General features: G+C 62.7%; 20 protein-coding genes. 5 read left to right on the top strand and 15 right to left on the bottom strand.

Features of this window, described 5'->3' with window-relative positions; all coding sequences use genetic code 11:
• Positions 1-28: 28 nt before the first annotated feature.
• The 5 genes from J7359_RS17280 to J7359_RS17300 all read right to left on the bottom strand — a co-directional run bounded on the left by J7359_RS17280 (position 29) and on the right by J7359_RS17300 (position 4,853).
• The gene (locus J7359_RS17280; protein WP_209058410.1) at positions 29-1,024 is read right to left on the bottom strand and encodes an ABC transporter substrate-binding protein; all 996 of its coding nucleotides are present in this window, start codon (positions 1,022-1,024) and stop codon (positions 29-31) included.
• A gap of 230 nt (positions 1,025-1,254) precedes the next feature.
• Entirely contained in the window at positions 1,255-2,748 is a 1,494-nt protein-coding gene (locus tag J7359_RS17285; protein ID WP_209058411.1) for a tripartite tricarboxylate transporter permease, read from the bottom strand.
• A 1-nt stretch (position 2,749) separates the two neighbouring features.
• Positions 2,750-3,181, bottom strand: a complete 432-nt coding sequence (locus J7359_RS17290; protein ID WP_209058412.1) for a tripartite tricarboxylate transporter TctB family protein — start codon at positions 3,179-3,181, stop codon at positions 2,750-2,752.
• Complete coding sequence (locus J7359_RS17295; protein ID WP_209058413.1) at positions 3,178-4,143, bottom strand: tripartite tricarboxylate transporter substrate-binding protein; 966 nt, start codon at positions 4,141-4,143, stop codon at positions 3,178-3,180. The genes J7359_RS17290 and J7359_RS17295 overlap by 4 nt, the downstream gene beginning before the upstream one ends.
• A 29-nt stretch (positions 4,144-4,172) precedes the next feature.
• Complete coding sequence (locus J7359_RS17300; protein ID WP_209058416.1) at positions 4,173-4,853, bottom strand: GntR family transcriptional regulator; 681 nt, start codon at positions 4,851-4,853, stop codon at positions 4,173-4,175.
• 72 nt (positions 4,854-4,925) lie between these two features.
• Between J7359_RS17300 and J7359_RS17305 the strand changes: the two genes are divergently transcribed.
• From J7359_RS17305 to J7359_RS17320, 4 genes are all read left to right on the top strand, one after another.
• The gene (locus J7359_RS17305) at positions 4,926-5,879 is read left to right on the top strand and encodes a hydroxymethylglutaryl-CoA lyase (protein WP_209058422.1); all 954 of its coding nucleotides are present in this window, start codon (positions 4,926-4,928) and stop codon (positions 5,877-5,879) included.
• Positions 5,872-7,074, top strand: coding sequence for a CoA transferase (locus tag J7359_RS17310; protein ID WP_209058424.1), 1,203 nt, complete (start codon positions 5,872-5,874; stop codon positions 7,072-7,074). The genes J7359_RS17305 and J7359_RS17310 overlap by 8 nt, the downstream gene beginning before the upstream one ends.
• A gap of 74 nt (positions 7,075-7,148) precedes the next feature.
• Complete coding sequence (locus J7359_RS17315) at positions 7,149-7,838, top strand: HAD family phosphatase (protein ID WP_209058426.1); 690 nt, start codon at positions 7,149-7,151, stop codon at positions 7,836-7,838.
• A gap of 133 nt (positions 7,839-7,971) precedes the next feature.
• On the top strand, positions 7,972-10,326 hold the full coding sequence (locus J7359_RS17320) for a mechanosensitive ion channel domain-containing protein (RefSeq protein ID WP_209058434.1): 2,355 nt from the start codon (positions 7,972-7,974) through the stop codon (positions 10,324-10,326).
• Between the two features lie 29 nt (positions 10,327-10,355).
• Here the strand turns inward: J7359_RS17320 and J7359_RS17325 are convergent, their stop codons facing one another.
• The 7 genes from J7359_RS17325 to J7359_RS17355 all read right to left on the bottom strand — a co-directional run bounded on the left by J7359_RS17325 (position 10,356) and on the right by J7359_RS17355 (position 16,478).
• Positions 10,356-12,629 (bottom strand): PAS-domain containing protein, encoded by a 2,274-nt coding sequence (locus J7359_RS17325; RefSeq protein ID WP_209058436.1) that lies wholly within the window; start codon positions 12,627-12,629, stop codon positions 10,356-10,358.
• Positions 12,626-13,768 (bottom strand): FIST N-terminal domain-containing protein, encoded by a 1,143-nt coding sequence (locus J7359_RS17330; RefSeq protein ID WP_348524413.1) that lies wholly within the window; start codon positions 13,766-13,768, stop codon positions 12,626-12,628. The genes J7359_RS17325 and J7359_RS17330 overlap by 4 nt, the downstream gene beginning before the upstream one ends.
• 15 nt (positions 13,769-13,783) lie before the next feature.
• Positions 13,784-14,494 (bottom strand): response regulator transcription factor, encoded by a 711-nt coding sequence (locus J7359_RS17335; RefSeq protein WP_209058438.1) that lies wholly within the window; start codon positions 14,492-14,494, stop codon positions 13,784-13,786.
• Between the two features lie 106 nt (positions 14,495-14,600).
• Positions 14,601-15,044, bottom strand: a complete 444-nt coding sequence (locus tag J7359_RS17340; RefSeq protein ID WP_209058441.1) for a DUF302 domain-containing protein — start codon at positions 15,042-15,044, stop codon at positions 14,601-14,603.
• 70 nt (positions 15,045-15,114) lie between these two features.
• Positions 15,115-15,444, bottom strand: a complete 330-nt coding sequence (locus J7359_RS17345; RefSeq protein WP_209058442.1) for a hypothetical protein — start codon at positions 15,442-15,444, stop codon at positions 15,115-15,117.
• Positions 15,445-15,618: 174 nt separating this feature from the next.
• Positions 15,619-16,251 carry an acyl-homoserine-lactone synthase gene (locus tag J7359_RS17350; protein ID WP_209058444.1) on the bottom strand — a complete coding sequence of 211 codons (633 nt, stop codon included), beginning with the start codon at positions 16,249-16,251 and terminating at the stop codon, positions 15,619-15,621.
• Positions 16,252-16,268: 17 nt separating this feature from the next.
• A complete protein-coding gene (locus J7359_RS17355; RefSeq protein ID WP_209058446.1) occupies positions 16,269-16,478 on the bottom strand; it encodes a hypothetical protein in 210 nt (69 codons plus the stop codon).
• A gap of 132 nt (positions 16,479-16,610) precedes the next feature.
• Between J7359_RS17355 and J7359_RS17360 the strand changes: the two genes are divergently transcribed.
• On the top strand, positions 16,611-17,231 hold the full coding sequence (locus J7359_RS17360) for a LuxR family transcriptional regulator (RefSeq protein WP_209058453.1): 621 nt from the start codon (positions 16,611-16,613) through the stop codon (positions 17,229-17,231).
• 66 nt (positions 17,232-17,297) lie between these two features.
• On the opposite strand, the gene J7359_RS17365 is transcribed toward J7359_RS17360, so the two are convergent.
• The 3 genes from J7359_RS17365 to J7359_RS17375 all read right to left on the bottom strand — a co-directional run bounded on the left by J7359_RS17365 (position 17,298) and on the right by J7359_RS17375 (position 23,137).
• Complete coding sequence (locus J7359_RS17365; protein WP_209058455.1) at positions 17,298-18,356, bottom strand: hypothetical protein; 1,059 nt, start codon at positions 18,354-18,356, stop codon at positions 17,298-17,300.
• A 38-nt stretch (positions 18,357-18,394) separates the two neighbouring features.
• The gene (locus tag J7359_RS17370; protein WP_209058457.1) at positions 18,395-22,141 is read right to left on the bottom strand and encodes a glycosyltransferase; all 3,747 of its coding nucleotides are present in this window, start codon (positions 22,139-22,141) and stop codon (positions 18,395-18,397) included.
• A gap of 147 nt (positions 22,142-22,288) precedes the next feature.
• Positions 22,289-23,137, bottom strand: coding sequence for a hypothetical protein (locus J7359_RS17375; protein ID WP_209058459.1), 849 nt, complete (start codon positions 23,135-23,137; stop codon positions 22,289-22,291).
• Positions 23,138-23,178: the final 41 nt, after the last annotated feature.

Genomic DNA, 23,178 nt, shown 5'->3' on the forward strand with positions numbered 1-23,178 from the left:
CTGCACGCCCCGCCTGTCTGCTTGCTGATCAGAGCGCGTCCTTGACCTTGGCGGCCACATCCTCGCTGACCCATGCGGACCAGACCTCGGGATGGTTCTCAAGGAAGTACCAGGCGCCGTCCTCGTTGGTGGCCTGATTTTCGCCCATCCATGCCAGCAGCCCGTTCACGGTCTCGTTGGTCCAGGCGCGCTTGCCCAGGTAATCCATCGTCACCGCATTATTCTCGGCGAACTCCTCGGTCACGGCGGTGAACACGTCCGAACGCGGCCATTCATTCAACTGCGGCTCGGGGCAGTTGTTGACGACCGTGCAGGTGTCCCACTGCTCGCGGTTATGTTCGACACCCAGTTCCAGCTTGGTCATGTCGTATTTGCCGAGGATCGCGGTCGGCGCCCAGTAATAGCCCAACCAGCCTTCTTCACGGTTGAAGGCGCGCGCGATCGAACCGTCAAGTCCGGCGGCAGACCCGGAATCGACCAGTTCGAACCCCTTATCCTCGCCGTTCAGCGCGCGATACTGGTTCGCTGTGATGATCTGGCAGGCCCATCCCGACGGGCAGTTGAAGAACGCGCCCTTACTGCTGTCCTCGGCGCCGGGGAACAGATCCGGATTGGCCAACGCGTCCTCGATGGTCTTGATGCCATGTTCTTCGGACAGCCAGGTCGGCACCCAGAAGCCTTCGACACCGCCATCGGACAGGATCTCCGACGCGATCACGATGCGCCCTTCCTCGACTGCGGCATCCAGCGGGATCTTGACCGCGTTGACCCAAAGCTCGGGCGCCACATCGGGTTCGCCCTTCTCGTTCATCGAGGTGAAGGTCGGCACGGTATCGCCGGTGACCAGCGCCACATCGCAGCCATAACCTTCTTCCAGGATGATCTTGTCGACCCAGGCGGCCAGTCCGGCCGAGGCCCAGTTCATTTCGGCGATGGTCAGGCTGCCGCAGTCTTCGGCCGCGAAGGCCGCGGGCGCCGCGACCATCAGACCGGCAACAGCCAGTGCGGGTTTCAGGGCTTTCATGAGACGTCCTTTCGTTTCTTGTCACATTCGGGGGCCGAACGGCCCCGCGACTGGCCGCACAGGGCGGCCGCAAGCACGCAAGCTTGGAAAAATCATAGAACACCGATCACCGCTTGTCACACATTCGCGACGCGGAATTCCCAAATTACTGATACTTATTGCTTTTTGTTAACCGCTTTGGCGGATTTTGGGCATTGGCGCGTTCATGCCGAAGATCGTTGCCTGCAGCATCAGGACGGCGTGGGAACGATGCTGCGCCGCGATAGCCACAGCGACAGGGCCAGAAAGGCGATCGTCAGGACATAGATCGTGACGGCAATCGGGCTTTCGACAAGGATCGTGAAATCCCCGCCCGAGATCGACAGCGCCCGACGCAGATTGTTTTCCATGTCCATGCCCAGAAGCAGGCCAAGCACCACCGGCACAAGCGAAAACTCCAGCTTGCGCAGCACGAAGCCAAGGATACCGAACCCGACCATGACCATCAGGTCAAATGCAGCATGCGTGATCGCATAGACGCCCAGATAGCTGATCGCGACGACCAGCGGCATCAAGCCCCAAGCAGGCAGGCCAAGGACGCGGGTGAACATGCCGATCAGCGGCAGGTTCAGGATCAGCAACACCAGGTTCGCCAGATACAGTGCGGCGACCAGGCCCCAGACCAGATCGGGGCTGCGCTGAAACAGCAACGGGCCGGGCTGGATGTTCAGCGAAATCAGCATCGCCAGCATCACCGCAGTGGTCCCCGACCCCGGCACCCCCAGCGTCAGCATCGGAATCAGCGCGCCGCCGCTGGCGGCGTTGTTGCCAGCCTCGGGGGCGGCCACGCCGCGCGGGTCGCCCTGCCCGAACGTGCCCTTGTCGCTGAGCCTTTTCTCGAAGCTGTAGGACATCACCGCCCCCAGCGATGCCCCGGCACCCGGCAGGATGCCCGCAACGAAGCCGATCAGCGATCCACGAAGCGAGGCACCCAACCCTTCGCGCACGCGGCTGAAACGCGGGAAGACACGGCCCGGCGGAACCAAACCGCCGCCATGCGCCCGTTCTTCAAGAAAGAACAGGATCTCGGAAAGCGCGAACAGCCCGACCAGCGCCACGATGGGATCGAAGCCGTCATAAAGATTGAAGCTGCCGAAGGTATAACGGGCCACCCCGGTGGATGGGTCAAGCCCCACCGTGCCAAGCATCAGCCCCAGCATCGCGGCCAGCAGCGTCTTGCGCGGGTCGGTGCCCGTGATCCCGCCGATCGTGGCAAAGGCCATCACATACAGCGCGAAATAATCGGAGGGCCCGAAATGTATCGCGGCCTTGGCCAGCATCGGGGCGAACAATGTCAGCCCGATCGTCGCCAGCGTCGCGCCGATGAAGGACGCCACGCCCGAGATCGCCAGCGCGTCGGCCGCCTGCCCCTTCTTCGCCATCGGATAGCCGTCCAGCGTCGTCATGATCGCCGGCTCGTCGCCCGGAATGTTCAACAGGATCGCGCTGATCCGCCCGCCATACATGCAGCCGTAGTAGACAGCGGACAGCAGGATCATCGACGAGGTCGCGTCCAGTCCGAAGGCGAAGGTCAGCGGGATCAGGATCGCCACGCCATTGACCGGACCCAGCCCCGGCAGCGCGCCGATCAGTGTCCCGGCAAAGCAGCCGCCGAAGATCAGGGCCAGATTGATGGGCAGCGCGGCAACGGCAAAGCCGGACCACAGCGAAGACAGAATTTCCATGTCAGCCAAACCATGTGCCGACCAGGGGCAGCGGCAGCCCCATCAGCCGGTCGAACAGAAGATACAATCCCGGCGCGGCAAGACCCGCGGTCACGACACCGGCCAGCGCGGTCGCGCCCATCAGCAGGCCAAGCCCAAGGATCGACACGAAACTGGTTGCGACGAACCCAAGCGGTTCCAGCATCAGCGCGTAGAAGATCAGCAGCGCCACCGCCGCCGCCTGCCGCGCCAGACCCGCAGGCCCGGCCCAGATGGCGGTGTGGCGCGGCCATATCGCCAGAGACAGTCCCAGAATGATCGCCGGGATGCCGACCACGCGCGGAAAGATCGCAGGTCCCAGCGGATCGCCGAAACCTGCGGTATATCCCGCCGACAACCAGACATAGCCGGTTGCCAGCAGCACGAAAGCCAGTCCGGCAAGCCGGTCTGTCACTGGATGACCCCGATCTGACGCGAGATCTCGGCCATCTGTTCCTCTTGTTCGGCCACATAGGCGCTGAACTCTTCGCCGCCGCGCCAGATCGGCTCCAGCCCACTTGCCTTCGCGGTTTCCTGCCAGCCTTCACTGTCATACAGCGTCTTCAGCTTATCGACCCAGGCAGCATAATCATCGTCGCTAACCTCGCCACCGGTGTAGAAGCCGCGCCAGTTATAGCCGGTCACATCATAACCCTGCGACTTGGCCGTGGGCAGGTCGGGAAAGGCCGAAACCGGCTGATCCGACAGCAGCGCCAGAACCCGGATGTCGCCCGATTCGACGAAACCCCTGATTTCGCCGAGGTCGGTCGAGACCAGATCGACCTGGCCACCCATCATTTGCGTCACTGCGGGGCTGCCGCCATCGAACTGGACCCAGCGGATCTGGTCCAACCCATCGACTTTGCCGGCCTGCGCCAGCAGCAGCAGACGAATGTGATCCCAGCCGCCCGCGCCGGACGATCCGGAGGTGACGACCGAAGTCGGATCTTCTTTCAGCCGAGCCATCAGGTCGTCCAGCGACTGGATATCGCTGTCCTTGGCAACCGCAATCGTGCCGACATCCGCGCCAAGCATCGCCAGCCAGCGCATCGCATCGGTTCCGGCAGGATACTTGCCCTGCGCGATCTGGGTGATGCCCACGGTCGAGGTCGCGACCAGCAGTTCCGCATCATCGGCGCGCTTGCCCGCGACATTGGCATAGGCCACTGCGCCGACGCCGCCGGGCATGTTGGTGACCTGCATGTTCCCGTCGACCAGACCTTGTTCAGAAAGCAGGCGGCCAACTTCGCGGCAAGTAAAGTCCCAGCCACCGCCTGGGTCGGCCGGGGCAATGCACTCGGCCGCAGTCGCGGGCAGCGCGAACAGCATCGTGGCAGCCACCCCGGCGGCTTTCAGCCCGTTCAGTTTCCGGATCATCCTTGTTCCTCCCTTAGATGATGGTTCTTTTATTCTCCGACGATGCCACGGCGACCCATGAAGCGCCTTGCATTTTCGATGGCATCACGAACTTCAAGTCTGACCGAAGCCGAATGGGCCCGCACCGCCCGCGCAGCGCCCTCGGCGTCGCGCGCCTCGATCAGGTTCAGGATCGCGCTATGTTCGCGATGCGTGGTCGCACGCCCTTCCTCGGACGCGAAGCTCAGCCAGCGGGCGCGCAGGGTGCGCAAGGTCACGTCTTGCAGCGCGGTCTCCAGGCAGCGGTTTCGTGACAGCGCGGCGCAGCGGACGTGAAAATCAAGGCCCATCTCCAGCCAGCGTTCGGGTGTGAATTCTTCATGGCTGAAGTTCATGCTGTGCCGGATCGCCGCGATCTGTTCCGGCGTCGCCAGCTTGGCCGCCAGCCTGACGGCCTGAGGCTCGACGATGTCGCGAAAGGCGAACACCTCGTCAATCTCGGCCATATCGAAGGGCGCGATGGCATAACTGCGACCGTCCCGCACCACCAGCCCGTCACGGACCAGATGGAACAGCGCCTCGCGGATCGGTGTGCGCGACACCTGGAACTGCGCCTCCAGCGCGCGTTCGCTGACCGGCTCGCCCGGCACCAGATCCAGCGACAGGATCGCGAAACGCAGCCGAGACAGGATGTCCCGATCATCGGTCTGCTGTTCTGTCGATGCCATCATTGACGCCTCCTCAAAAATTGGTATACCAATCTGGAATTCAATTGCAAGCCGCTTCTATTCAGGGGGATACCGATGGCCAGCCGGATAAATGGCTTTCCCGAACAGGCCGTCATCACCGAGGTCGGTCCGCGTGACGGGCTGCAGTCGGAGCCGGGCTTCGTGCCGACCGACGACAAGATCGCGCTGATCCGCGCGCTGATCGATGCCGGGCTGCGCCGGTTCGAGGTGACGTCGTTCGTCTCACCCCGCGCGGTCCCTCAGATGCGCGACGCGGCCGAGGTGATGGCGGTGTTTCGCGATCGCGACGACCTGCACCTGACCGCGCTGGTGCCCAATGCCCGTGGCGCCGAGGCGGCGATCGAGGCGGGCGTCGATGCGATGGTGCTGTTCGCGTCGGCATCCGAAAGCCACAATCTGAAGAACGTGAACCGCAGCCGCGCCGAGTCGCTGCAGGGTTTCGCCCAGATCGCCCGGCTGGCAGAAGACTCTGGCGTGCGCCTGCAAGGGGCAATCGCCACGGCGTTCGGATGCCCTTTCGAGGGGGATGTGGACGTGCAGGCGGTCGTTGATCAGGCCAAGGCCTATCGCGATCTGGGCATGGACTACATCACCCTGGGCGACACGACCGGGATGGCGACACCCGTATTGGTGGCGGAACGGGTTGGGGCACTGCGGCCGGTTCTGCCCGAAACCGATCTGGCACTGCATTTCCACAACACGCGCGGTGTCGGGCTGGCCTGCGCCTATGCGGGGCTGTCACTGGGTGTCACCCATTACGAATCCAGCATCGGCGGGCTTGGCGGTTGCCCCTTCGTGCCGCGCGCCACAGGCAATGTCGCGACCGAAGATCTGGTCTATCTGTGCCACGAAAGCGGGGTCGAGACCGGCACCGACCTGGGCAGGCTGATCGACGCGGCGCATCTGGCCGAGCGGATCGTGGGGCGCGAACTGCCCGGCCAGATCATGAAGGCGGGGCCGCGCCTGCAAACCGCCAGCATGGACAGCGTGAGGACCGCTAATGGCTGAACCGGTGAAAGGGCCGCTGGACGGCCTGCGCGTGATCGACCTGACCCGCGTCCTGTCGGGCCCCTTCTGCACCATGATCCTTGGCGATCTGGGCGCGGATGTCATCAAGATCGAACCTCCCAAGGGCGATCCGGTTCGTGCGCAGGGGACCATGACCGACGGGCGTTCAGGCTATTTTGCAGGCTTCAACCGCAACAAGCGATCGGTCGTGCTGGATCTTTACAGCGATGCCGGCAAGGCCGTGCTGCGCCGTCTGCTGGCGGATGCCGATGTCCTGGTCGAGAATTTCCGCCCCGGCACGCTGGACAAGCTGGGCCTGGACGAAACGACCCTGAAAGACCTGAACCCGCGCCTGATCGTGGCCAGCGTGAACGGCTATGGCAGCACTGGTCCCTATGTGGATCGCCCGGCCTTCGACTTCATCGCGCAGGCGATGAGCGGCTTCATGGGGGTGAATGGCGAACCGGACGGGCCGCCGATGCGTGCAGCCCCGCCCGTCAGCGATCTGATCGCCGGGATCTATGCGGCGACGGGCATCCTTGCGGCCGTGATCTGCCGCCAGAAAACGGGTCAGGGTCAGACGGTCGAGGTTGCGATGGTCAACGGGCTTCTCAGCCTGATGGCCTATCTGTCATCCGAATATTTCGCGACGGACAAGGTGCCGCAGCGGACCGGTAACGATCATCCGCTGGTGTATCCCTACGGCCTGTTCACCTGCTCGGACGGGCAGATCGCGGTTGCAAACTCGCATGACCAGATCCTGACGCGGTTCTTGGAAACACTGGACCTGGGCTGGATCATGACCGACCCGCGCTATGATACCAACCCCAAGCGGATGGCCGCACGCGAGGAACTGCGCGACCTGATCGACAGCCGGATGGCCGGCAAGCCCCGCGATCACTGGCTGTCGGTTCTGAACGCGGCGGGCGTGCCCTGCGGAATCGTGCAGGACTTGCAGCAGGTCTTCTCGGACCCTCAGATCGCCGCGCAGGACATGGTGATCGAGGCGCCATGGCAGGATGGACCGGCGCTGAAGGTACTGGGATTTCCGATCAAGCTGAACGGCACGCCCTGCGCCGTTCACCGCCCGGTGCCCCGCCTTGGCGGTGGCACCGCCGAGGTTCTGACCGAGGCCGGGTTCGATCAGGCCCAGATCGCGGCACTTGTGCAGGATGGCACGATCGGCACGGACTGATCCGCGTCGCTTTCGTTTGACGGCCCCTGTCCTTGCTGCGATGAGGGCCGCGAACAGCGCGGAAGGACCATGACATGTCTGACATCGAAGCGGTGATCTTCGACCTGGACGGATGTCTGGTGGACAGCGAGGTCCACTCGCTGGAGGTTCTGGCAGCCGAACTGGCCGACGCAGGCATGGGTGAAATGACTGTTCAGCTTCTGCGAGAGCGGTTTCTGGGCGTCTCGATCGCCGCCATCATCGATCATGCCGTCCAGCGCAGCGGGCAGCCCCGCCCCGACGGTTTCGCCGAACGCTTCGAGGATCGATTGTTCCAACGGTTCCGCAGCCGGTTGCGCCTGATCGAGGGTGTACCCGAATTGCTGGAAACGCTGCGCGCCCGCGGCATTGCCACGGCCATCGCCACCGGCAGTTCGGTTCGGCGTCTGGCGGTGACGCTGGATTGCGTCGGATTGACGGACGACTTCAAGGGCACGGGCTTCAGCGCCGATCAGGTCGCACGCGGCAAACCGGCCCCGGACCTGTTCCTGCTGGCTGCAAATGGTCTGGGCGTGGCCCCCTATCGTTGTGCGGTGATGGAGGATTCGCCCCTTGGCGTCGCCGGTGCGATCAGCGCCGGGATGCGTCCGGTCGGCTTCGTCGGCGGCAGCCACCTGGACGGAATGCGCGACACGCATGCGGCTCGACTGCGTGACGCGGGCGCGTTCACCATCCGGGACGATGCCGCGAAGATGGCAGACGCGCTACTTGACGGCGCAATGTAGCCCGCCCTTTGGCTCTGCCCGGAACCGGGTCAGCCGCCAGCCGTTGTGATCGCGAAGGCGTGAACGGTCTCCCGGTGTCATCCGGGCGGCACATGCCGCAGGAATGCAGGACATTGGCAAACAGCGTTGTAAGATGACAGTAACAAGACTTCGGATGACGGGCCTGCTGGTCCTGCTGACCTTCGTATTGAATTTTTTGGCCCCGGCCAGCTTGCTGGCGCAGACCGACGATGGTTCCGCAGAAACGACTGGCAGCACCGAAACCGACGTCGAGGCGCGAAGCAGTCTTGAGATTCTGCTGGAAGTCATCGAGGATGATCAGGCACGGGCCGCGCTGGTCGAGGATCTGCGCGCAGCGCAGCAGCAGGCAGCGCCTCCGGTGGATGATCAGATCGTCGAGACGCTGGCCCCTGCCGACGCGGCCATACCACCCGAGGGGATGTCTTTCGGCCGCCGGATCGCCCTGATCACACAGGATGCGGCGCAGGATATCGCCTCGCGTGCAGGTGCGGTCTGGACGCAGCTTGGACAGGCATCCGATGCGTTTGACGGGCTCAGCGGAAATGAGGCCGGCGTGCTGATCGAGGCGCTGAGGGATCTGGCGTTGGTCATCGTGGTGACCGTGGCTGTCTTCGTGGCGCTGCGGCGGGCGGGCAAGGCGGTCTATGCCAGAATGGGGGCGACGGCGCGCGACAGCGGCGTGGTCAGAACGATTTTTCTGTTCATCGCCTCGGCGCTGATGGACGCGCTGATCGTGATCGTCGCCTGGGGCGTCGGCTACCTGATCGCGACCATGCTGCTTGGCGATGTCGGCAGTATTGGCATCCGACAGACGCTGTATCTGAATGCGTTCCTGCTGGTCGAGATGGCCAAGGTCGTCGTCCGGCTGGTGCTGTCGCCATCCGCGCATAATCTGCGGCCGCTTCCGATCTCGGATATGGCGGCGCGTTATCTGACGCGGCGAGTCAATCTTATGGTCGGGCTTGTCGGCTATGGTCAGTTGCTGGTCGTGCCGATCCTGAATGCCAATGTCTCGATGGAGGCAGGGCGCGCGGTGTCGGCGCTGATCGCGCTGACGGTGGTGGGCATTGCGATCTGGCTGGTGCTGCGCAATCGCCGGCCAGTGGCCGACTGGCTGGAGGGCGGCGGGCAGACCGATGCACGCCGCGCCACGACACCGCACGGCTTCGCCGAACCCGGTCACGATCAGGATCTGCATCCAGACTGCGGCGAGCCGATTTCGGGTCGCAGGAAGCGTGGGCTTTTCCATGCGCTGGTACGGAACTGGCATCTGCCGGTGCTGCTGTATCTGCTGGTCATGCTGGTCTTGGTGTTGATCCAGCCCGGCGACGCGGCATTCCGGTCGCTGCTGAATTCGGGTCAGGTTCTGGTCGCGGCGCTGGTCGGCATGACCCTGTCGGGCATCCTGACGCGCGTGATCGTCGGCGGGGTTCACCTGCCGGAAAACGTGAATGCGCGCCTGCCGTTGCTGGAACGGCGGTTGAACACCTTCGTGCCGAAGGCGCTGTTCGTGCTGCGGCTGGTGATCTTCGCGCTGGTCTTGATCTTCGCGCTGAACGCGATCAACATCATCGATCTGCGCGAATGGATGGCCAGCCGGATCGGCGTCCAGCTGACCGGCACGATCTTCTCGGTCGCGGCCATCCTGATGATGGCATTCCTGGTCTGGGTCGCACTGACCTCGTGGGTGGATTACCGGCTGAATCCGGAATTCGGCTCGGTCGCCACCTCGCGGGAACAGACCCTGCTGTCGCTGCTGCGAAATGCCGCCACAATCGCCCTTCTGGTCGTGACCCTGATGTTCGTGCTGGCCGAGATCGGCCTCGACATCGCGCCCCTCTTGGCATCTGCGGGGGTGCTGGGTCTGGCAATCGGCTTTGGCGCGCAAAAGATGGTGCAGGACATCATCACCGGCATCTTCATCCAGTTCGAGAACGCGATGAATGTCGGCGACGTGGTCACGGTCGGCGGAACGACCGGCACGGTCGAACGCCTGACGATCCGTTCGGTCAGTCTTCGCGATCTGGCGGGCGCGTTCCACGTCATTCCGTTTTCATCGGTGGACATGGTCACGAATTATGTCCGCGAGTTCGGCTATTTCGTCTGCGACATGGGCGTGGCCTATCGCGAGAATATCGCCGAGGTGAAGCAGGCGATGCTGGATGCATTCGAAAGGCTGCGGTCAGATCCCGATCAGTCCGCGCTGATCCTGGGCGATCTGGAATGGTTCGGCATCAATTCGTTCGGCGACAGCGCAGTGGTGGTCCGGGCCCGGATCAAATGCGTTCCCGGATCGCAATGGGGCGTCGGGCGTGCCTATAACGGCCTGCTGAAAGAGATCTTCGACGACCGCGATATCGAGATCCCGTTCCCGCATCAGACCATCTATCTGGGCGAATCCAAGCAAGGCACGACACAACCCATCCGCATCGCGGCAGAGGACGGCTCGACACCCTCGACGGCATGACATCGGTCAGTTCGGCGTGGCAGCCGCGATCAGTCCGCGATATCGATGGGCAGGCTGGCCTGACGGTCATTGCCGATCGCCGGCATGATCGCGCGCGCCAGCGTCGCGGGCGATATGGGCTTGTGCAGGATCTGGATGCTGCGGCTCGCGGCCTCTTGCTGAAGCGCGTCCGAGCGGTTCGCGGTCATCAGGCATTGCACCGACGTCGCCGGAAGCAGACCGGCCAGACCGGTCAAGCATGCAATTCCGTCCATGCCGGAACCAAGCTGGTAATCCACAAGGCAAAGATCCGGCTCGACCCCGGTTTCCTCGATCAAGGCAATCGCGTCTTCGCCGGACGAAACGTCCAGCACGTCGATGCCCCATTGTTCCAGCAGTTGCGACAGCGCCAGCGTCATCTCGGCGTCGTTTTCCACGATCAGAGCGGTCAGGTCGGCCACGCGGTCCTGCGCTGGGGGCTGTGCGGGATGGCCGGCCGCCGCGCAAAGATCGCCCTGTCGGGTCGAAGCCACCTCGACCGAGAAGGTCGAGCCCCGCCCGGCCGCCGACCTCAGGTCCAGCCGGTGACCCAACAAGGCGGCAGCGCGGTCGACGATCGCCAACCCCAGACCAAGCCCTTCGGCGGCGGATGCCTTGGCGTCCAGACGTTTGAACTCGGTGAAGATCACCTGCTGATCCTCGTCCGCGATGCCGCGGCCGCTGTCGCGAACCTGGATCAGCTGGCTGTGGTGCCGGTCTCGGGCCGCGACCAGGATGCGCCCGGTATCGCTGTAGCGGATCGCGTTCGAGATCAGGTTCTGCAGGATGCGCCGCAGATAGATCCGGTCCGAAACCACGGTCGCGCGGGTCGGCCGGAAGACTAGCTGCAGCCCCTTCTGTTCGGCCAGTGGCGTGAAATCCTCGCGCAGTTGATCAAACAGCGGCCCCAGCGAGATGGGCTCGATGGTCAGCGCCGCCTGCCCCGCCTCAAGGCGCGAAATGTCCAGCAGCGCCTCCAGCAGCGCGCCGACCGAATCAAGAGAACGCTGGGTCTTTTCCAGTCTTGCGCGATGGCGCGGGTCGTCGATGTCCTCGATCAGAGACCCCACATACAGCGTGGCTGCGGACAGCGGCTGCATCAGATCATGGCCCACCGCCGCAACGAACCGGACCCGTGATGCATTTGCGCGCTCTGCCCGCGCCAGCGCGTCTTCCAGTTCCAGCGTGCGTTCGGTCACGCGCGCCTCCAGCGTCTCGTTTGCCCGGCGGATCTGCTGCATCGCCTCGCGGTGTTCGGTGATGTCGTCGATCGACATCACGAAGCCACCGTCGGGAATCTCCTGCGCAAAGATGGCAAAGCTGCGGCCGCCGCCTTCGCGCCGCAATTCGACCTGAAAGCTGGTCTTGCGTCGGACAGAACGGACCCAGTCGGCCAGCATGTTCGCCCCGCGATGCGGGGGAAAGGCGAAGTGCGTGCGCAATTGCTTCCACATCTCATCGAAATGCGTGCCGGTGCGCAGCCGGGCCCGCGGCAGGGCCAGCATTTCCGCCAGATTGGCGTTCCAGCCCAACAGCCGCAGGCGGCCATCGAAGATGCACACACCCAAGGGCACATGATCCAGTGTCGCCTGCAGGATCCGGGCCTGATCATCCAGCATTCGGCCACGCTCTTCGCGTTCGGACCGGATCAGCTGTGTCACCTCGGTCTGGATGATCGCGGTGCTGCCATCCGCAGTGCGTTGTTCCGAAACCTGCACCCAACGTCCCTCGGCCATCTGCTGGGTCAGCATGAAATGCCGTTCGCTGTGGCGCTGACGCCGCATCGCGATCCAGTCATCGCGGCTCATCCCCTCGGGCATGACCAGATGCCGCGATCCGGCGGCCAGCCGCAGATAGTCATCAAAGCGCAGCCCCGGCCTCAGCCCGTCCACGATATCCGGCAGCAGCGCGTTGAAGCGCGAATTGCACATGATCAGCACATCCGACGCGTCGAACAGGGCAAATCCCTCTTGCACCGCCTCGATCGCATTGGCCATGTTCTGGCGGGCGATATCCTTGTCGCGCCACGCATCGGCCAGCCGCGCATTCGAGGCATTCAGCAGATCCAGCGCATGTTCCAGTTCGCGCGTGCGGGCGCGCACCTCGTCCTCCAGCACGGCGGCGCGCTGGAACTGGGCATAACCGACGCCGTTGTCATCGGGCAGGTTCTCAACATGGCGGATCAGGGACTGGGTGATGCGCGCCAGCTTCTCATGACGTCTTGCAAGATCGTCGCAGGGCGACATCATCCGGTCGATATCCGCAGGCAGGCGGGGTTCCGTCATCGGCCGTCATCCAGATCGTAGAACGCCACGCCGGTAAAGGTCTGGTTGACATGCATGCTGCCGAACTGTTCGCCATAGGTCGAAAACCCGGCGACCCGATGTTCGCGCAGGATGCGCGAGACCTCGGACACCAGCTGCCGGCTTTCCGCGTCGATGCGCCGAAAGATACAGTCAAAGGCCAGCATCATGCCGGGTTCACGTTCGGCGCGCATCTGCGCCAGCGCGGTGTCGAGATGCGCGGCGATGCTGCTTTCCTCGGACAGGGTCAGGACCATGCCTTCGGCCACGGCGCCGAAAAAGATCAGCGCGTTGTCCGGTCCCACCCCACGGATCGAGCGGACATGATGTCGCCCGCCCGCCCGCACCAGAACGGGGCGGGTCGCAAAGACAACGCTGCCCAGGCTTTCGACCGGCACCGACAGAAGCCTGGCATATTCCAGTGCCGCCGGTTCATCGTTGATGCGCAGGACCGCGCGGCTTTGCGGATCGGCGGCGGTGACAACCATCTGCGTGCGCGAGGGCCGCGTCGAATCCAACGAAAAGGTCTGCAACGGCGCGCGTGCGCGCAACAGGCACAATACCGCCGCACGATCATGTGCGGCGCCGCGCGCAAAGATCTGGGTCTGCTTGAACCGACGCCCGTCCCCGGCCGAACCGCCGATCACGGGAACCGGCCCAAGCCCCCCCGCCAGCGAGGCGATCAGCGATTCCTCGTGCCCTGACACGCCGTCCACCATGAGGATACCCAACTCATGCGGGAAATCCTCGGCCCTGCGATGCAGGTTCTGGCGCGCGGTCTGCAGCTGCGCCACGACGACCCGAGAATCGACTTCATCCAGCGGATCGATCAACACCGTCTCGACCGCAAAGGCTGCGGCTGGAAATGCGACCGCGACGATCCGCCCCTCGGCATAGCCATCCTCGCACAGCTCTCCGGCGGTGGTGCATCCGGAGATCTCGGCCTGAGGGAACAGACTGCCGGCGCGATGCAGTATACCCGAAGGATCGGCCTGCGACGCCGCAAAGATCAGAACCAGAGCGAAGGGGCCTTGGCCAAGATCAGCGGCCAGGCTGCGGACAGGATCTGGATTATCGGCCGGGACGGACGCGCGAACCGGAATCATCGTCCGACGTTCCACGCCGTATCGGGGGTGCTATGAAGTTCCTCCTGCATCGGAAAGCTGTCCCGTCATCGTTGCGTCGCGCGCCAGCAGGACAGCCTGTGTGCGCGACGAGACCCCCAATTTGCGCATGATTGCCGTGACATGCGCCATGACCGTCGTCTCGGCGATCGACAGTTCGTAGGCTATTTGCTTATTCATCATGCCGTCACAGATCAAATCAAGAATCTTCGCCTGCTGCCGGGTCAGTTGGGACAGGCTGCGGATCGCCCTGTCCATGTTGTCGGGCGCCATCGCACCGGGTTCCCGATCACAGGGCAGGTCCGGCGCATAGACCTCGCCCGCCGCCAAGGACTGAAAAGCGGCGCGAAACACCTCGCGCCGGGAATGCTTGGGCACGAATCCGGCCGCCCCCGCCGCCAGCGACGCCCGGATTACCCGCGTCTCGTTCACGGACGTCACCAACAAGATCGGGATCTCGGGCGCGATTCGGCGCAGGGCAACCAGGCCTTCCAAACCATCGACATCGGGCAGGTTCAGATCCAGCAGGATTACGTCGAAGTCACGCCCATCCTCAAGAAACTGAGCAGCCTGCGCCAGACTTTCGGCATGGGTCACACGCTCGATCCCGGACACGGATTGCAGCGTCATCGCAAGTGCGTCACCGAACAGCGGATGATCCTCGACGATCAGCGCGGTACGGAAGACCGGCTTTGTGCCGCTACGGAACAGCCTGTCGGACATGGATACACCTCGCAGCGAAGAACCATCCCCTGCAGCTTAGGTCGTATTTGCGTTCAGGCCGACCTGTAAATTGGTCGCATGGACGGCGACAGACAGCATGGTCCGATCAGTCGCCTGCGGCAGCCGTTGCAAAGCCGCGCAGTGCCTGTTCCATCTTGTCCAGGTAGGGCGCGTCGTCGTCCAGATCCAGATCGTCGAACATGTCCTCGGGTTCCTGCCACAGGATCTGGGTCTGGTCGCCGTCGCGATAGACCAGCATCTTCATCGGCAGATACAGCCCGGCGCGTATGTCCTGCTGCATCGGCTGGCTGCCCAGTTTGGGGTTACCGAAGATCAGCACCTGTGAATCGGCCATCTCCATCCCCGCGTCGCTTGCGCCCTTTGCGTGATCGACGCGGGCAAACACCGTCGCCCCAGCATCCGCGACGGCGGCCTCTAGCCTGTCCATCACTTCGGCGACAGGACGCTGGGTCGCGACACTTTCCGTATCGGCTTGTGCGGGCAGCGCCATAAGGGCGGCTGCGACGGCGGTCGGAAACAGGCGGGACATGTCGATATCTCCTTGCTGATGGCGGGTCGCTGACCAACGATATTGTGGGGAACTGGTTCCCGTCCCGCTGTCACTCTTGATGCGCGGATTGCGGCAGCCGCATCCCCTGGCGCAGCGGGACATGCGGTGCATCGATTCCCAACTCCTCCAGGAACGATACCAGCCCGTTGATCGTCTTGAAGCTTCGCATGTCGGCCAAGTTCCGCGCGGTCACCAGACGGCGCAGCTGGTCGCCATCCGGCGAGATCGCGCAAATGACCCATTGCCCGAAATAGTTGGCGTGACGTTTCTGCGCCGACGCCAGGCAAGTGATCTCGATTCGCCAGCCCTGCCCTACCAGATGGCGAAAACGATCCTCGGTCACCGCGTCAGACTGGTTTTCCGGAAATGTCGATTGCACCAACGAAGATCCTCTGCGACCGAATCCGCTTCGTCCGCAAGCCGTATCATTGATGCAAAACGGAAAAATTCCGTCAAGGCAAAATCGACCGCCACGCCATCGGCGACTGTGCGACGCCCATGACCGACCAGCAATTCGGCAAAACTGCGCCGTCAGATCGCCCTGCGCGAAGGCCTAGTGATGCATGTGCGGCTGCGGCGCAGACGGCTGAGGTCGCCCGACGGGGGCGCGCACGGGACAGGCAAAGGCAAGAAACCGGCCGTCATCATTGCGCACGACATCGCCAAGCGGTTCAGGCGTCCATCCAAGTCGCGATGCCATGCGCAAAAACGCCGGGGGACCCAGAAACAGGCAGTCGGTCGCGCCGATCCGGTGCAGGTAACCGTTGGCAGCTTCCAGAATTTGTTCGGCCAGCCCCGACCGATGGACTGCGGCAAAGCGGGTCAGTTCCCAGCACTTCGGGTCTGTGGGCGGCGCATCGTAGCACAGATGATGCGGCATTCCCGGCAATAAACCCAGATGTGCATCCCTGATCATGTAAGAATAACTGACCTTTCCTTTCCCGAACAGCTTGTCGGTCCGCTTCAGCCGCGCGCCGCCCAGAACCTCACCATCCTCATGGGCGATCACATAGGCGGTGTCGAAGGTATCGTATTGCTCGAACTCGATCCCTTCCGCGTGATGCAGTGGCCAGCACATCTGGTCCACGAAAATTTTCTTGCGGAACTCGAAGAACTTGGCAACCAGGTCGAACCGGTCCATGTCAAATGGCAGGACGAGAACATCGACCCGCAAGGTGGAATTCATCTTTTACCTCAGAAATGTTAGTGCTTGAGAAAATCGGGAAGCTTGGCAAGCCCAAGGAACTGGCGGCCGCCGGTGATGCGGTTGGGCAACCAAAGCCCCCCCTCGCGCACCTCGACAGTCAGGACACCGTCATCGGCGTATGCATCGAAATATTCCAGCATCGTTTCGACCATGTCCCTGCTGAACTCAGCGTTTGCCAGCTTCCGTTCGTTGAACGCTGTTACCATCTGACTCTCCATACTGGTGTAAGGGCACTAAAAACGCGTAAAAGGACGCTGTCGCGGACAAAATTGCAAAAGTGACTTCTGGGCATATCCCATAAGCTACTTTGCCCATCACATGAGCGCGAGGAGGCGGAATTGCTGCATGATCTGATCCCAAATTTCGGCGACGAGATTGCCGAACTGCACCGCTTGGCGCCGTCGGGCTGGATCATGGGATTCAACCTGACCTATCAGGGGCCAGAGCATCTGTATAACGCCTACCCCGAGGAATGGCGCGACATCTATCAGGAACGGAACTACTTCTTCGCGGATCCGATCGCCCGCTGGACGGTCGAGAACGAGGGCTGGATTCGCTGGTCCGACGTTCGCAAGCGGCCAGAGGATATGGCTTTCATGCACGCCGCGCAGCAATTTCGCCTGAATTTCGGCGTGGCGATTTCACGCAAGACCGATCTGAAGCGGTCGTTTCTGACCCTGTCGCATCCACGTCGCGAGTTCACCGACGACGAGATCGTCACCCTGTCCACGAAATTCAACCTGTGGACGGATCTGGTGCTGAACCGCGCCTCATTGACCGGGGCCGAACTGGCGGTCCTGGAATGCCTTCGCGATGGGCTGGCACAGGGTGCCATCGCCGCCAAGCTGGGTATCGCCGAGGCCACGGTAAAGCAACGCGCCCAGAAGGCCTGCGCCAAACTTGGGGCAAAGACCCGCACGCAAGCCGTGGCGATCGCAGTGGCCCGGAACTATCTTTGAACCGCCCGGTGCAGAATTGGCTGCTCGGCGTATCCCAAAAGCTATCGTCGTGGCTGTTTGCCAAGCCTAGAAGAACCTGCGCCTTATCCGATCCATGATTGCCAGCAGATACCAATTCAGGCGCAACCCGACGCGGGTCACCGTCGATCCGTCCGGCTTTGGGTCCGGGTTGAACGACCTGATCCGCTGTCCGATCTGGAAGCTGTCATCGGCACGAACGCAATAGCTGCACAGATACCAGAACAGAAACTTGTGGCGCCAGGACAAGGAGGGCGGATCGGGTCGGGCGATGGCGGCGGCCAGTTCCACATGGCTTCGCACCTGTTGCACCGCCATCCCGAAATCGGACGCAGCAAAGCTGATCACGGGGCGGTCTTGCAGCAGGGCCTCGAAGAGAACGCCGGAATTGGCTCCCACGACCAGTTCCGCATCGGGGATCAGGTCATAGATCGATCGATCCGATAACACGACCTCCGGGCGCTGTCGCAGCTCTTGCAATACGGCGTCGATCCGGCGACTTCGACAGCGGGGATGACGCTTGATGACCGTAGTCAACCCGCGCGCGGATGCGGCATCGACGATCGTTTTCAGAGCCGCGCGACTATCCAGCCACAATCCCTGCGCCACGCTGTCGTTTCGCAGTTGTAGCGGAACGAAAACATACCCGCCCGCGATGTGGCGCGCCTCGGCGGGTGGTTGCGGATATTTCGATCGGTTGCCTTGCCGCAATTCATGCCCGAGACGGCTGACGAAAGACGCAGCGGCGCGATCGTCGCCAGCCCCGATCTGGTCACGGAAGCGTTCTGGAAACCGGGCAAGTTCGGAAAAGCAGGAATAGCCCATCCGATCCATCGTATAGAATGGCGGAACGTAGGATTCCTTGCAGCGCAGGATATTCCCGGCTTCGCCATAGGAATGAAAGCTGATGACCAGATTCCCCGAGGCGGTCGGCCGCGCGGCGCGTTCGGCGCCGCGAGGAAGCCAGACCGGATCGATCAGCACCCGCATTCCGGCCAAGGCGGACAGAAGCGCGCTGTAGAAAAGACGGTGCCGATCGCCGTCTTCGGGGTTCATGAACCAGGCTTCCGGCACCTCCAGCGTGACGGTCTTGCGTAAGGCGCCCATATCCGATGCGGCGGGCGGGAAGTTGCGGTCGATATCGCTCAGATCCGTTCTCCCATCGGAAAGAGCAGCCGGCCCACAAGCTTTGCGGCGGGATTGTTCAGATTGCGGACGAACGCAACGGGATCAGCGTGCAGACGGCGCACCGCATCATCGCCCCCGCGACGCTGGACCAGCGGTTGAAGAAGCCGTATCCAGAAGCGCAGGATCTGCCGCGGCCCCAGCGTGCTGCTGTTTGAGTAGGCAAGCCAGCGCAGCCGCGGATGGCGGCCCACCCAATGCTGATCGGCAAAGGCCTTGGGATTTGCGCGAAGCTGGTTGGCCAGATCGGGTCGGCCGCGCTGACGATAGACCATCGCAAGCAGCGGCACGGACGACCAGAGCCGCCAGCCGAACACGCCGAAATTCACGATGCCGCGCGACCGCGAGCCGCCGGGGCGCGGCTTTCGACGGTTCCCATAGGCAGATTCGACGATCTCGAATTCGGCCAGGTGGACGGGGCAATCGGCGGGCGCGGCCGCGCGCTGTGGGAAAAGCTGTTCCCCGGGAACACCAAAATAGTCCCGCGCAATGCGATCATTGCCAGCGCGCGCCGCGTGCATGATCTGGTCTGCCGTCTCGTCTGTCAGGAACCAGGGGCCCGGCATGTCAAGCTGGTTTGCCTGACGCCAGGCATTCAGGCCAGACACGGCTTCCTCGATGAAAGTCAGATAGGCTTTCATGTCGCGAAATGGACGTTTGTTGAACTGGCGGATCAGTTCGACATGGGCGGCCGACAGCCGCGCATCATTACTTTTGTTCTGGGCCGGGGCAGGCAGCGTCGCGATCTCGGAAAGCCCGGTAATCTCGGCAAAATCACTGGTGATGTTCCACGACCCTCCACGGGTCCGCTGATACCGCCGAAGATGCAGGGCATCGCGGGGCAGAAGCTGTTCCCAGTCGCGCACAAGGCGATCATAGTCCAGCCAGTCCCGGGTCTGCTTCTCGCCAAGCCAGGTCGCGAAGCGCACGGACCTGCTGCTGATTGCACCGCCTGCCACGAACTCGGCATATTGCGAATTTGCCCATTCGTCCTGACGGCGCAAATAGACCACCATCTCGGTCGGAAAATCACTGAAATAGCCGGGCAGCGCCAACGCTTTGGGGTTCAGAAAGAACGCCTCGGAGGACAGGATGATGGTGTGGACATGACCCGGCATCAGCGCCAGACCGTTCAGGATATGCTGGCGCGGGTCGGGATTTCCGCTGGAAGCTGCCTCCATGAACCGGGCATGTCCGGCCTGCTTGTGGGGTCGGTCGGCCTGCCAGAAAAGCCCGATCTCGGGATACCAGATACCCTTGCGCAGAAGTTCCGGCCGGTTGTCTTCCAGCAGGTGTTGCAGAATGGTGCTGCCGGTCTTCGTGGCACCCAGATGCAGGATCAGGCGAGGCCGCTCGTCGGTCTGTGTAGGCGGTGTACTTGGCGCGCTGACACGATCATTCCGCGCATACAGGTTCAGCGCCTGCTGCAGGCCATGATGGGCGGGATCCTGTGGAGTGCGCAGGTATTCGCGATACAGATCGTCCGCAGCGATCGGCGCCATTGCAAGCGCAGCCTCGATCAGGTCGACGCGGCGCATCCGCGTCGCGGCCAGCAGCAACCCATAGGCGTTCGCGCGCAGATGCCGTTCCGACAATTGCGACGGCGCCGAGATAAGATCCTGCGGCTGAAGCCCGGCGCGATCCAGCGTCTGTGCCAGCGCCGCGATGAAGGTTTCGGTCTTCTGTTCGGCCAATGCCGTCTTCCACGCGAAGCCGAAGTAAAGATAGTGCAGGAACTGCGACACCTGGAACCGCGCCAGCCACCAATGCGGCGACGACGGTTCCAAAGCGCCGTGATCCTGCAACTGACTCACGACCAGATCGAAATTCTGCAACTGATCGCGCACATCGGACATGGTCTGGGCACGCCGCACCGCGGAATCCGGCCGAACCCGATAGACCACACCATTGCTGTCGGACAGCGAGATGACCGGATCGGCCATATAGGCCTGCAACAGGAACGCGCGTTCCTCGCGATAGGTGGTGAGGAACCGCACATTGCCGCGGTTCAGGAAGTCGCGCCGATACAGCCAGTTCCAGAAATGGCGCGAATGCGCGATTGCGCGATGCTTTGTCAGCGACGTGCGCCTGACCTCGCGGGGGAAATAGCTCTCGGTTGTGTCGGGCCGCATCTGCAGCACCGCGCCGCTTTCGTCTTCGACCTGTTCGTGTCGCTTGCGGAAGCGGACCATGTCGGCATTGTCCGCATCCGCCACGGCGACGATATTCGACAGATGTGCAGGATCGGGCATGTAGTCGTCAGGGTCAATGAACAGAACATAACGGCCCCGCGCCAGATCAATCCCCTGATTGCGGACGAACCCGGGACCGGCATTTTCGCTGCGTCGGATCAGCCTGATCCGGGGATCGCGGTCGCAATAGGCCTGAATCACCGCAGCCGAATTGTCGGGGCTGACATCGTCGATCAGGATGACTTCGAAATCCCTCATGCTCTGGCGCTGAATGGATTCGATGCACTCGCCGACATAGCGTTCCACGCCATGCACCGGAATGACGATAGACACCACCGGTTCGGCCGATGCGGATGTCGGAACTGGCTGAACCGGGCGGTTCGCCTCGATGAAATCCAGCACATCCTCGATCCGGGCCGGAACGTCGCCTTCCGGCAGATGGTAGATCGTGTACCAGATGTAGAATGCGTGGAAGAATTCGATCAGGTCACGCTTGCGGTGACGATGCGGCACCTCGGCCCGGTCGTCGGTCAATCCCCAGCCCGCATAGCAAGGCGCGCCGAAACAGACCACCTCTTTGCCGGCCAGCAGCGCTTCCAGCCCCATACCGCTTGTGCCGACATAGACCTTGTCGACCTTGTCGAACAGGTCGAAGGGATTTACCCCGTCGCGCAGGATGCGGACCCGGCCTTCCGATTTCAAGTGATCGAAATAGCCGCGTCGCGTCCCGCCCTTGACCCAGTTGAGGTCGGGATGCGTCTTGACCAGAATTTCGGCGTCCGGGTTCTCGTCGATCGCCGCAGCCAGCATTGCCTTGAAATCGTCAGCGGACGCCCGGCCATAGAAGGTCGAGGCATCCGAGAAGTTCTGGTCCACCACCAGCACACGACGCGAGTAGCCGGGTGACGTTTCAGGCGTGAAGAACGGCTGCGAATTGTATTTCGAGATCTTCGCCTCGACGATCCGGCGCATCGCCGCCTTGGCGCGGGCGCGTTCCGCATCGGACAGAGTGAATTCGCTGTTCAGCCGCTGGTCCAGCCTGGTTTCGTAGTCTGCCATGTAATACTGGGCGCGATCATCGAAGATATAACCCAGGCAGGCCTGCCGGGGATCGCGCGATGCCAACGCCTCGGACCAGCTTGTGGTCGAGGCCAGGAAGCCCATCTCGAAGAACAGCACATCGTCGTCTGCACGCACATGCGGCAGCAATGCCTGGGTGCTGTCATGCGATTTCGACAGGTCGTCAAGGATCGCCCCGTACATCAGCACAGGCGCGTCTTCGTCGATCCGCCGTTCGTCCACCGCGATCAGGTTGGGAAACAGCCGGGGCAGGTTGGCAGAGAAGGCACCGGTAAGGTTGCGACGACGAAAGCCGATGCGATGGGGCAACAAGCGCCGGTTCAGAAGGTCTTCGCGAAAATCCGTGACGTCGCGCGCGACGGGTCGATCCAGAAGCTTGAGGAAGTTCGTGTAAAGCTCCGAACCTTCGGTCTGGATGTCGTGCTGGTTGCTCATCGCCGTGGTTGGTTCCTGTGTCGTCGCGGTGCGGCGAGGCCGGTCTGATCCACGCCGCCTGCCGGGGTAGCAGGCAGGCGCGTCATGCCAGCCGCCACACGCGAAAGGCAAGTGCAAAGTGCCGCAGCTCTCTCCGGTCGGAGAAACTTAGCCTGCCACCTCTGCCAGAACGCCGATCATGCCGCCTCTGGCGGCAGCATCTGCACCGGTTTCCGGCGGGCACGCCCCATTCCAGGCCAACGTATGTTGCACGACGGGCTTTCTTGAAACCTTGCATGCAGAAACGACCAGACACTCTTCGACGGTAAGAGGCTTGTTGACAGGATTCCATGGAATCAGATGCTTCAACTGAACCTGAGGCCCGGATTCTCGCCGACTGATCTGAACGGCATAGGGGCCGCGCTTCTGGGTTTCCGTTTCAAAACGAATGGGCGGCTCACGATGGGTCGACAGCAAGAGACACGCAAGCAGGCGCCCGCTCATATTGATCCGCAACGAGTCTGCAAACGGATATATCTCACAATCCAGTATCCGGTTCGAAAACCGGATCGGGGTGGGGGCGGACGGCATCAGGAACTGCAGATCCTTCCCCTCATAACGGGCAGCCTGCGCCTCGGCTTCCGGGATCACAGCCTGACTGGCCTGTTCCAGTACTGCCTGCGCAAGCGCGCGCAGGAAATCCGTTTCGGTCGAGTAATGGGGATTGTCGCGATACAACACGTCCGCCGACAGATGGCTGAAGTCGCGCAGCCACAATTGCTGCGCGTCCACGCTGTGCAGGCCATATCGCGCCAGCAGGTCGGCCAGGGCCCCGCGATAGAGGCTTTGTTCTTCGCCCGTCGCTTCGGATTTGTTGTACAGCAGAACGGGCAGCACCCGATAGCCGCGACGGCGGCAGATCTCAAGCAGCCAGCGATTGTGATACATCATCACCCGCCCGGCCAGCCCGTTTGCGAAGTAGTTCGCCTCGTTAAGTGAATATTCCCACAGGATCACGGGATCAGGTGGCAGATCGACGCAGCTGAGAAGGCGATAAA

The organism is Paracoccus sp. R12_2, assembly GCF_017744015.1.
Lineage (GTDB): Bacteria > Pseudomonadota > Alphaproteobacteria > Rhodobacterales > Rhodobacteraceae > Paracoccus.